Source organism: Wocania ichthyoenteri Th78 (assembly GCF_000789235.1).
Lineage (GTDB): Bacteria > Bacteroidota > Bacteroidia > Flavobacteriales > Flavobacteriaceae > Wocania_A > Wocania_A ichthyoenteri.
The window spans coordinates 671,816-683,348 of sequence record NZ_KN525716.1; the positions used below are offsets into that span (position 1 = coordinate 671,816).

An 11,533-nucleotide genomic window follows, 5' to 3' on the forward strand; every position below is an offset into this window, starting at 1 on the left:
AAGAATTTTTGTTTCGACTGTTAATCTTGGTTAGGATACAAAATTACATATTTTATTTTGTTTTAAAATTACAAACAAAACGAAATAAAATTTTAATTTCACGAAATCTTAATTATCAAAATAGTATGATTTGAGTAAATATAAAAACTTTAATTTTGTTACACGGCTAAGAACGTTTTCTTTTTAATGTTCTTATATTTTTTAAAATCCCATTTAACATAACTGTTGCAATAATTACAAAGGCTCCATAATAAAACTCTGGAGTCATTTTTTCTTTTTCAGGAAAAAGGATAATGGCTAGTATAATACCGTAAATGGGCTCTAAATTATAAGTTAACACTACAGTATATGGGCTAATAAGTTTCATTACATAAACAGATGCAATAAAAGCATAAGCCGTACAAATGGATGCCAAAATGAAAAGGTAACCAAAATCTGAGGTGCTTAGATTGAAAAAATCGCCTGTAAATCCTTCACCAAAAAAGAGTATATAAATTGATATAAATAATACGCCACTTAAAAACTCATAAAATGAAATAACTGTAGCCGTACTTTGTTTTAAGAAACTCCCATTAAGGACTGCAAATAATGATGAAAAAAAGGCAGACGATATACCTAAAATAATACCATTAATATATTTAAATTCACTTTGTGTAATTACTAAAACTCCAATAATAACAAGTATTCCAAAAACAATCTCGTACCAAATAACAGCTCTTTTATAAATAATAGGCTCAATAAAAGAGGCAAAAAAAGCGCCTGTTGAAAACATCGCAAGTGTGATTGAAATATTGGATGCATCGATAGCTCCAAAAAAGGTAATCCAATGCAAAGCAATAATGATACCAGCTAATGAAAATTTAATAATGGTTTTAGGTGAGGCTCTTAATTTAACCTCGGCAATTTTGATATAAACAAGCATTAAAATGGATGCCATAACCATTCTAAACCAAACTAAAGCAATCGCATTTATTGTAATTAGCTCGCCTAAAATAGCTGTAAAACCTGCAATAAAAACTAAAAAATGAAGATGTAAATAGTTTTTAAGTTTAGCGTTTGGCATTGCGTAAAAGATATATTGCTAAAATACCAAAAATGATATTAGGAAACCACACTGCAATAATAGGTGGGAAATTTGACTGTTCTGCCATTACACCAAATATTTTATCGAAGAACACAAAAACCATGGCGATACATATACCTACAGCTAAATTAACCCCCATACCTCCTCGCCTTTTTATAGACGATACTGCTACTGCAATAATGGTTAAAATAAATACTGAAACTGGTAAACTCCATTTTCTATACAGTACCAATTGGTAGCGCCCAATATTTGAAGAACCACGTTTTTCTTCTTTATCAATAAAATCTGTTAATTCGTTATAAGAAAGCGTTTCTGCAATATATATAACAGGTGTTAAATCTTCAATATCAAAAGTAAATATAGTATCCTTCTTTGGAGCTCTTTCAATAATATCATCAAATTCACCAACCGTACGTTTTACATAATTTCGTAATTGATAAGTACTGTCTTTTTCAATATATTTTATAGTACTCGCATTTATTTTATATATAAGTTTATTGTCTTTAATATGCTCTAAAGTAAAATTACTGCCTTGCTTATTTTTAAGATCGAAGCTACTTACATAAATAAAATCGTTATCGTTAATTTGTCTAAAAACATTCTGGTTTTCGGCAACCTTCCTACCTTTTTTGAAATATTTATAACTAAAATCATTAAATCCTTGGCTAGCTTTTGGTGCTAAATACAAACCTAATATAAGTGCTAAAATTGCTACAAAAAAAGCACCAATTAAGTATGGTCTTAAAAATCTTGAGAACGATACTCCAGAGCTTAAAAAAGCAATAATTTCAGTATTGTTTGCCAATTTTGAGGTAAACCAAATAACTGATAAAAACAAAAACAACGGAAATAATAGATGTGCGAAGTAAATAGTGAAGTCTAACAGGTACAACATTACGGCATCAAAAGGCACTTCGTTTTCAAGAATTTTTCCAATTTTTTCTGCAAGATGCACTGTTATACCTATTGGAATAAACAATAGCAGCATCATAAAAAATGTAAACAAATAACGCTTTAATATGTACCAGTCGAGTATTTTCAATTCAATTTCATATTTATTTTTGAGAATAAAGAAAAGAGATTTTATAAATTAAACTCATTTCTTCTTTGTTCTATCTTCTCTTATCTAAAACCTTTTTTAAAGGCGGTTATTCATTTGTTTTACCATGTTATCTTTCCAAATTCTAAAATCTCCTACTAATATATGTTTTCTGGCTTCGCGAACCAACCACAAATAAAATCCTAAATTATGAATGGTCGCTATTTGTTTTCCTAACAATTCATTAACTGTAAATAAATGTCTTAAATAGGCTTTACTATATTCTGTATCAACGAACGTAATTCCCATCTCGTCAATGGGCGAAAAATCATCTGCCCATTTTAAATTCTTAATATTCATTGATCCATGTGCTGTAAACAACATTCCATTTCTGGCATTACGTGTTGGCATTACACAATCAAACATATCTACACCTAACGCAATATTTTCTAAAATATTGATTGGCGTACCAACGCCCATTAAATATCGTGGTTTATCTTTTGGAAGAATATCGGTTACAACTTCGGTCATGGCATACATTTCTTCGGCTGGCTCACCTACAGACAAACCTCCAATAGCATTACCAACAGCTCCAGAATTTGCAATATATTCAGCAGACTGCTTACGCAAATCTTTATACGTACTGCCTTGTACTATTGGAAAAAATGCTTGATTATAATCGTATTTTAATGGCGTTTTTTCTAAATGATTTATACAGCGGTCTAACCAACGATGTGTCATGTGCATCGAGCGTTTGGCATAATTATAATCACAAGGATATGGTGTACATTCATCAAAAGCCATAATAATATCTGCTCCAATAGTACGCTGAATTTCCATAACATTTTCTGGTGTGAACGTATGATAGCTTCCGTCTATATGAGATTTAAATTTTACACCTTCTTCTTTTATTTTTCTATTTGCAGAAAGTGAATATACTTGATATCCTCCAGAATCAGTTAAAATGTTTCTATCCCAATTCATAAATTTATGTAATCCACCAGCTTTTTCAATAATATGAGTTTGCGGACGTAGATATAAATGGTAAGTATTTCCAAGAATTATATCAGGATTAATTTCTTCTTTCAACTCACGCTGATGCACCCCTTTAACCGTAGCAACCGTACCAACAGGCATAAAAATAGGTGTTTCAATAACACCGTGGTCTGTAGTAATTTTTCCTGCTCTAGCTTTACTTTGAGAATCTTTAGCTTTTAATTCAAATGTCATAATCAAAAATCTGTCGTCGGCAAACCTACATATTTTTTTAATTCTAAATTAATTTTAATGCCTAATTATTGTAGGTTAACTGATTCCTGCTTAAAATAAAATATAGAAGTAAAGATAAATAACAAAACGGCTTATGCTCTTAAACATTTAATAAATTTTATACTTATAAAACATCTTTTACTAAGCGTAAAAACATTATTCATAATGAATTTCAAAATAAAATTTTCAATTGTTAGCAAATCATCATAATTCGTTAATAAATGCATCATTTCAATTTTGTTAAGGGTATTTAAAAGATTATTTTTGTCGCGCAAAAAACTAATAATTTAAACATGCCAAACACACAACAATTAGAAGATTTAACAACGCAGGTTCGTCGAGATATTTTACGAATGGTGCATAAAGTAAATTCTGGTCACCCAGGTGGTTCATTAGGATGTGCAGAATTTTTTGTTGCACTTTACAGTGAAATTATGGATAGAAAAGACCATTTTGATATGGATGGTATTGGTGAAGACCTTTTCTTTTTATCAAACGGACATATCTCACCAGTTTATTACAGTGTGTTAGCAAGAACAGGTTATTTTTCTGTAGATGAATTAAACACATTTAGATTGATTAATTCGCGTTTACAAGGTCACCCTACTACACACGAAGGTTTAGAAGGTATTCGTATCGCTTCTGGTTCATTAGGCCAAGGCATGAGTGTAGCTTTAGGAGCAGCCCAAGCAAAAAAATTAAATGGCGATACCCATTTAGTGTATTCTTTACATGGTGATGGTGAATTGCAAGAAGGTCAGAATTGGGAAGCTATTATGTATGCATCAGCTAAAAAAGTAGACAATATAATTGCTACTGTAGATTTAAACGAAAAGCAAATTGATGGTGCTACAGATGATGTTTTACCAATGGGAAGTATTAAAGCTAAGTTTGAAGCTTTTGATTGGACTGTTATAGAAATTGAAGAAGGTAATAATATTGAGGCTATTTTAAAAGGGATGAATAAAGCTAAAGCAGAAACAGGCAAAGGAAAACCTGTATGTGTTTTATTAAAAACCATGATGGGTAATGGTGTTGATTTTATGATGCACACTCATGCGTGGCATGGTAAAGCTCCAAACGATGAGCAATTAGCTAGTGCTTTATCTCAAAATGTAGAAACTTTAGGCGACTATTAACCATCAATCCAAAGAAAAATGAAAACATATACATACACAGAAAAAAAAGATACACGAAGCGGTTTTGGTGCTGGATTAACAGAACTTGGTAGAACTAACCCTAATGTTGTAGCACTTTGTGCCGATTTAATTGGATCTTTAAAAATGGATCAATTTATTAAAGAAAACCCAGAGCGTTTCTTTCAAATTGGTATAGCAGAAGCAAATATGATGGGCATTGCAGCTGGTTTAACTATTGGAGGAAAAATTCCTTTTACTGGAACGTTTGCAAACTTTTCAACAGGTCGCGTTTACGATCAAATACGTCAATCTATTGCATATTCAGGTAAAAATGTGAAAATATGTGCATCGCATGCAGGCTTAACTTTGGGCGAAGACGGAGCAACACATCAAATTCTTGAAGATATTGGATTAATGAAAATGCTTCCGGGTATGACAGTGATTAATACCTGCGATTATAATCAAACCAAAGCTGCTACTATTGCTATTGCAGAACACGACGGACCAGTATACTTACGATTCGGACGACCTGCAGTTCCTATTTTTACTCCAGAAAATCAAAAATTTGAAATTGGTAAAGCCGTAAATCTTACTGAAGGGACAGATGTTACAATTGTAGCCACAGGTCATTTAGTTTGGGAGGCTTTAGAAGCTTCAAAAGTATTACATGAAAAAGGAATTTCTGCTGAAGTAATAAATATTCACACCATTAAACCACTAGATGAAAAAACTATTTTAGATTCTGTTGCAAAAACTGGTTGTGTAGTTACTGCCGAAGAGCATAATTTTTTAGGTGGTTTAGGAGAAAGTGTTGCAAGAACTTTAGCATTACACAAACCAACACCACAAGAGTTTGTAGCTACTAATGATACTTTTGGAGAATCAGGTACACCAGCTCAACTTATGGAAAAGTATGGTTTAAACAGTGCAACTATAATTGAAAAAGTACAGGCTGTTATTAAAAGAAAATAACAATACTATAATTTAGAAAAGGGTTCTTTTATTCAGTTAAAAGAACCCTTTTTATTTTAAAATAAATATTTATTAAAGAAATATTTTTCGTTTGGCAACGTTTTTGATATTATACTCGAAATCACAAAAAACGAACAATTATGAAGAATTCATTTTTTATTACCTTATTATTTTTAGTATTAATATCTACAGCTACTTACGCTCAAACTGCTAGTGGCTTTGGTTTTAAAGCAGGTTTAAATTACAATGCGAATGGCAATTATTTTGAGTCTGTAAGTAACAATGCCGAAAATCCTGACAGAAATATTGGGTATCACCTTGGGGTATTTGGAAAATTTGGAAAGCAAGTTTATTTTAAACCCGAGCTCGTTTACACGAGCACAAAAAGTGATTATGCAAATGATGACTTTAAAATGCAAAAAATTGATGCTCCTTTATTAGTAGGTCTAAAAGTTTTAGGTCCTATTAGTGTTTTTGGAGGGCCATCATTTCAATATATATTAGACTCTGAGTTTGATGGAATCTCTATTAACGATATTGATAACGATTTATCTGTTGGACTAAACTTTGGCATAGGTCTTAACCTAAACAAACTTGGCATAGATGTAAGATACGAAAGAGGATTTAGCAATAACGAAGCTAAATTTTTAGAAAACAATAATGTAGGAACAAGTAGATTAGACACACGTCCAGATCAGTTAATTTTAAGTTTATCACTTATTCTTTAAGCATAATAGATAATATTTTAAATAAAAAACCTCGCTAATAGCGAGGTTTTTTAGAACTAGTCAACAAAAAACTTTATATACCCTTATTCGTTGTAGTTTATCGCAATGTCTTTATCAAGATAATCATCAAGACCATCACTATTAGAATCTTTAATTGTAACAGTCTTTAAGGTTATAACACCTTCACTTTCGGATCTGCTAATTTTAAACTCTTTAGCACCGAGAACGGGTTCTTCTTCTCCCTGGTTGGTATCAATAATATATGTTTTAGACTCAAGCTCATTAATTGTTGGTACACCATCTCCATCATCATCTAAATCAAAATAATTAGGAATATTATCTGAGTCTGTATCATCTCCATCTTTAGTATCTGCATCAGTGTTTATAGTAAATTCGCCATCACCATTTAAGTCTTCAATATAAGAAGGCACACCATCATTATCATGGTCATTCTCGGCTATTTGTAACAAATCAAACTTAAAAGCAATTGATGTATATGATGGAATTCCACCTGTAGCATTACTAAAATATCCTAGCCCTGAAGGTAAAAACATGACACCTACACCATGATTCATAAAATCAACTGTTCCGTCTCCATTATTAGCAAACGTTTCAGCCCCTTTAAAATATGGCATTACTTTTCTCCATCCTGGAACTAACGATACTAAATCAAAATCTACTGGTGTTACGGCACTATCAAAAACTTTATTATCTAATGTAAAACCTTCATAGCTTACGCGAATTTGGTCTGAGAACTTAGGAGATTCTCCACCAGCACTTGGGTTTAAATCCAGAATGTAAAACTCATAAGCAGTATCAGAAAAAGTTACAGTTTTTAACTCAACTGCATCCATTAATAATTTGTTATTATCTGGATCTGGCACAACACCATCAGACGGAAGCTCGCTAATTATTAAATCTGAAGTACTTGGGTCTGGGTTAGATACAAATGCACTAGCATTATAATAATGTCCGTTTAAATATTTAACTAAAGAATCTTTGTCTTTAGCTTGTTGCTCTGTTCGGTCTCTTAACTCAACCAAAGTAATATTATCGCCTCCGTCATCTTTATTACAAGATAAAAACCCAACTACTAAACATAAAAAAGATAAAGCTATTTTTCCTTTTCTCATTATTAACTATTTTTGAGGCGCAAGATACAATTTTAATATAGTTTTGCACAACAACATTAACGTAGTTTTTAGAATAATTGTATGCGTATAGACAAGTATTTATGGTGTATTAGGTATTACAAAACCAGATCGATTGCAACAACGGCTTGTAAAAAAGGTCAGGTTAAAGTTAATAACAATGTTGTTAAACCAAGCAGAGAGGTATTTGCACAAGATATTATTGAGTTAAGAAAAAATCAAATTAATTATAAATTGAAGGTTAATGATATTCCTGAGAGTAGAATTGGCGCTAAATTGGTTGATATTTACAGAACAGATATAACACCTAAAGGACAGTTTGAAGCCCAAGAACTCTTAAAGTATGCAAAGGATTATTACAGAAAAAAAGGTGTTGGTAGGCCTACAAAAAAAGACAGAAGAGATATTGATGATTTTACTGAAGAAAATGAGTAATTTTAAGCTTTAATTTAACTTACAGAGATTATGACAGCAAAGAATAATGTGATTTTAACACACAACGAAATTAATCATAAAATAAGACGCATAGCTTTTCAGATATACGAAAGCAATGTTAACGAAACTGAGGTTATTTTAGCTGGAATTGGTAGTAATGGCTATATACTTGCAAAAAAATTAAAAACAGTACTCAGCAAAATTTCAGATATTAATCCAATACTTTGTAAAGTAAGTATTGATAAAAAAAATCCTTCAGTAGAAATAAAAACATCTATCTCTGCAAATGATTATAAAAATAAATCTTTAGTTTTAATAGATGATGTTTTAAACTCTGGCACTACACTAATTTATAGTGTAAAACATTTTTTAAATGTGCCATTAAAACAATTTAAGACTGCTGTTTTGGTAAATAGAAATCATAAAAAATATCCTGTTAAAGCAGATTTTAAAGGTATTTCATTATCTACCTCCTTACACGAACATGTAAGTGTGGTTTTAGAAGGTAAAAACTTTGAAGCTGTTTTAGAGTAGTTGAAAAAGTAAATCTTCAATAATTTCATGCCCCGTTTTATTATCTGTTGAAATAGTTTTTTTAGCTTGATTATAAAACTGTGAGCGCTCAAATAAATGCTTTCCTATAAATTCAGAAAGTAAATCGTCAGTTTTAATATGTGCAATTAAAGGACGCTTAGCTTTTTCGTTTTTCAATCTACTAACCAAAGTTGGTATTGATGCTTTTAAATAAATGCTAACTACATCATCATGTTTTAATACAACATCCATGTTATTACCATAACAAGGTGTGCCACCTCCTAAAGATAAAATAAGCTTTGCTTTGCTCTTTAAAATATCATTTAAATATTGGGTTTCCTTTTTTCTAAAATATATTTCCCCTTTCAATTTAAAGATATCACTAATCTCTGCATTCTCTTTTTCTTCAATATAATCATCTAAATCAATAAAACTATAGTTTAATGTTTTAGCTAAAATCTTACCTAAAGTAGACTTTCCAGAAGCCATATATCCAATTAAAACTATGATCATTATTTCGCTATAAATTGATTATTAAAAACATACGTTTAAGAGGTGCAAAAAAACGAAAATTTATTTAAAAAAAGTATTGTTTTATTAATTAAACATTTTATATTTGCACCCGCTAACGGTAATAAGGTTGGCACTATTTAAATAATGACCTGGTAGCTCAGTTGGTAGAGCATCTCCCTTTTAAGGAGAGGGTCCTGGGTTCGAGCCCCAGCCCGGTCACTTAAAATCAACTAAAAAGCCCCAAAACGTATGTTTATGGGCTTTTTTCATTTTAATTAATATCAATTATTAGCAGTAAATAGGTGCGTTAATCGGTGCGTCTTTTTTAAAATAAAAACACGCACCGAATAGAACTTAAAACTCTAATTTATAAGTATTTACAACTAAAATTTAATATATATCATTTCGCAGTATCTCAAAGATCAATCAATATATTTACACTAATTAATAATTACTAGTGTAATATTTACTCTTGACGTTGTAACGAGGGTAATATTTTAGTATATTTACCTTTGTTAAAGAAACGAGTGTAATTTTTACTCCTGTTAATCATGACTACTTTTAAAAAAAACAAACCTTATAATAGTTTACCTCTATTACCTCCAAAAATCGCATTGGAAACTACAAAAGTTTTACGTAAAACTATTGAAGCAAGTAGAGCATTAGCTCAACTTAATGGTAGACTAACAAATTTACCCAATCCGACACTATTTTTAGATACAATCCATTTACAGGAGGCAAAAGCAAGTTCTGAAATTGAAAACATTATTACTACCAATGATGATTTATATAAGGCAATAGTGGCTGATAAAAAGTTTGACAACCCAGCTACCAAAGAAGTTATAAGTTACAAAGAGGCTCTATGGAATGGGTTGAAAGCTATTGAAAATCGCCCTTTTATATCGACTAATTTGTGTATTGACATCGTACAAAGTATTAAGAAAAACACCGCTGGTATTAGAACGACTCCAGGAACTGCTCTTAAAAATGTTAAGGGTGAAACTATTTATACACCTCCTACCGGTGAGACTATTATTAGGGATAAATTGGAAAACCTTGAGGCCTTTATTAATGGAAAAGGTACTATTGACCCTTTAATTAAAATGGCATTGATGCATTACCAATTTGAAGCTATACATCCTTTTAGTGATGGTAATGGTAGAACAGGTCGTATTTTATTATTGCTTTATTTAAAAACGGCAAACCTTTTAGATACGCCCGCATTATTTTTAAGCGAGTTCATCATTAAAAATAAAACGGATTACTATATGAAGCTACGAAATGTTACGGAACATCAAGATTGGGAAGCATGGATATTGTATATGCTTGAAATGATTGTTTTCACTGCTAACAAAGCTCTGAAACGTTTAAACATGGTTACAGAGCTCATTCAAGTGATGTCTGAAGAAATAAAAATTTCATTACCTAAGGTGTATTCAAAGGAATTAGTAGAAATATTATTTAGATTACCTTATACCAAACGTCAATTTTTAATAGATGCTAAATTAGGTACGCCAAAAACTATTGGCAATTACTTAATTGAATTAGAAAAAGCAGGGTTTTTAATTTCTGAAAAAATAGGTAAAGAAAAACTATATCTTAATCATAGATTAATGGCTATTTTGGAGAAAAATTGATATTGGCTAAGGTGCGTGAATCGGTGCCTATATTTGTGAAGTACGTTTTATACTTTTGAATATCAATTGTTTAAAAAATAGGTTCGAACCCTGCCCAACTTAACTCTAAATCTCGCAATCTTATGTCCAAGCTACTATAGTAAGTCCACTAATGATTGTTTACACAAAATGATACACCGCTCTGTTAAACAATGCATATTACTTATTTTACTTTCTAGGGCTTTGAGATTATGCTCTAGATCTGATAACAGTTTGTAGTAGGCTTCCAAACTCCAATTTTTATGATTAATAATTTATTTATGTCATAGTGTACATTGTTTTTAAGGAGAACTATTATTGCTATTATATTCTGTCTTTACTTAGTAATACTACTTTATGTTGTTTTAAAAATTCTTTTAACAGGATTAGCGCCTATGCATTGTCCGAGATGTAAAAAGGTATAGTGATTTATTTTTTCTTGTGCTTTTTGGTTCTAATTTCTTTATTTTCGATGTCGAAACCTATATGTAAATGCTTCTTGCTTTGTTGTTAAGTTTTATACTTAATAGTGCTAGAAGTGGATTCAATAATTTATGATTCATTGATTTAAAAATCATGAATGGTTCTTTATATTTTTATTTAAAATTAATAGATACAACACTAAAGGTGCAAGCCAATTAGATCCTCTTTCTATAAATGCCCAAATAGGCTCACCTGAAATAGGTCTAATTAGTGCTGCAGAAAACGCCCATATTACTGTCCATAAAACAAGATATCTATTAGGTCTTAGCAAAATAATTAATGCTATTATAATATCTAAAGCACCAATATAAAAAATTAGCTCATCTGAAATTTCTCTAGAGAACCCAACAGTTTCAAGATAAACTAACCAATGTTCATTACCTTTTATAGCAACAATCCCATGTCCAAAAAAAGTTAAAAACACACTCGTTCTTAAAAGGAGTTCTAATAATTTACTAATGTCCTTTTTTTCTGTTTCAAACTTTTTTAATAACACCTTGCTTATTTTAAATTTTCTTAATACCATTAATA

Annotated in this window: 12 protein-coding genes and 1 tRNA gene; 7 read left to right on the forward strand and 6 right to left on the reverse strand. The window is 30.8% G+C overall.

The features are described 5' to 3' along the window. Positions 1-166: 166 nt before the first annotated feature. From RG22_RS03000 to tgt, 3 genes are all read right to left on the reverse strand, one after another. Positions 167-1,063 (reverse strand): DMT family transporter, encoded by an 897-nt coding sequence (locus tag RG22_RS03000; protein ID WP_034040743.1) that lies wholly within the window; start codon positions 1,061-1,063, stop codon positions 167-169. Continuing rightward, positions 1,050-2,126: an LptF/LptG family permease gene (locus RG22_RS03005; protein WP_081997650.1), complete on the reverse strand. Its 1,077-nt coding sequence runs from the start codon at positions 2,124-2,126 to the stop codon at positions 1,050-1,052. The genes RG22_RS03000 and RG22_RS03005 overlap by 14 nt, the downstream gene beginning before the upstream one ends. 96 nt (positions 2,127-2,222) lie before the next feature. Further along, positions 2,223-3,353: a tRNA guanosine(34) transglycosylase Tgt gene (gene tgt, locus RG22_RS03010; protein WP_034040747.1), complete on the reverse strand. Its 1,131-nt coding sequence runs from the start codon at positions 3,351-3,353 to the stop codon at positions 2,223-2,225. Between the two features lie 299 nt (positions 3,354-3,652). Here tgt and RG22_RS03015 point away from each other — a divergent pair, with 299 nt between their 5' ends. The 3 genes from RG22_RS03015 to RG22_RS03025 all read left to right on the forward strand — a co-directional run bounded on the left by RG22_RS03015 (position 3,653) and on the right by RG22_RS03025 (position 6,231). Then, entirely contained in the window at positions 3,653-4,531 is an 879-nt protein-coding gene (locus RG22_RS03015; RefSeq protein ID WP_262507884.1) for a transketolase, read from the forward strand. 18 nt (positions 4,532-4,549) lie between these two features. Beyond that, positions 4,550-5,503, forward strand: coding sequence for a transketolase family protein (locus RG22_RS03020; RefSeq protein WP_034040751.1), 954 nt, complete (start codon positions 4,550-4,552; stop codon positions 5,501-5,503). A gap of 140 nt (positions 5,504-5,643) precedes the next feature. Next, on the forward strand, positions 5,644-6,231 hold the full coding sequence (locus tag RG22_RS03025) for an outer membrane beta-barrel protein (RefSeq protein ID WP_034040753.1): 588 nt from the start codon (positions 5,644-5,646) through the stop codon (positions 6,229-6,231). A gap of 83 nt (positions 6,232-6,314) precedes the next feature. On the opposite strand, the gene RG22_RS17200 is transcribed toward RG22_RS03025, so the two are convergent. Further along, entirely contained in the window at positions 6,315-7,364 is a 1,050-nt protein-coding gene (locus tag RG22_RS17200) for an FKBP-type peptidyl-prolyl cis-trans isomerase (RefSeq protein WP_052143601.1), read from the reverse strand. Between the two features lie 81 nt (positions 7,365-7,445). Here RG22_RS17200 and RG22_RS03035 point away from each other — a divergent pair, with 81 nt between their 5' ends. Together RG22_RS03035 and RG22_RS03040 are read left to right on the forward strand one after the other, a co-directional pair. Further along, the gene (locus RG22_RS03035; RefSeq protein WP_034040755.1) at positions 7,446-7,817 is read left to right on the forward strand and encodes an RNA-binding S4 domain-containing protein; all 372 of its coding nucleotides are present in this window, start codon (positions 7,446-7,448) and stop codon (positions 7,815-7,817) included. 30 nt (positions 7,818-7,847) lie between these two features. Continuing rightward, a complete protein-coding gene (locus tag RG22_RS03040; RefSeq protein ID WP_034040758.1) occupies positions 7,848-8,351 on the forward strand; it encodes a phosphoribosyltransferase family protein in 504 nt (167 codons plus the stop codon). On the opposite strand, the gene RG22_RS03045 is transcribed toward RG22_RS03040, so the two are convergent. Beyond that, on the reverse strand, positions 8,343-8,864 hold the full coding sequence (locus RG22_RS03045) for a shikimate kinase (RefSeq protein WP_034040760.1): 522 nt from the start codon (positions 8,862-8,864) through the stop codon (positions 8,343-8,345). The genes RG22_RS03040 and RG22_RS03045 overlap by 9 nt on opposite strands. A 146-nt stretch (positions 8,865-9,010) precedes the next feature. Here RG22_RS03045 and RG22_RS03050 point away from each other — a divergent pair. Together RG22_RS03050 and RG22_RS03055 are read left to right on the forward strand one after the other, a co-directional pair. Beyond that, a tRNA-Lys gene (locus RG22_RS03050) sits at positions 9,011-9,083 on the forward strand. Positions 9,084-9,415: 332 nt separating this feature from the next. Beyond that, complete coding sequence (locus tag RG22_RS03055; RefSeq protein ID WP_034040762.1) at positions 9,416-10,501, forward strand: Fic family protein; 1,086 nt, start codon at positions 9,416-9,418, stop codon at positions 10,499-10,501. Between the two features lie 592 nt (positions 10,502-11,093). Here RG22_RS03055 and RG22_RS03060 read toward each other — a convergent pair. Next, positions 11,094-11,528: a hypothetical protein gene (locus tag RG22_RS03060; RefSeq protein ID WP_034040765.1), complete on the reverse strand. Its 435-nt coding sequence runs from the start codon at positions 11,526-11,528 to the stop codon at positions 11,094-11,096. Positions 11,529-11,533: the final 5 nt, after the last annotated feature.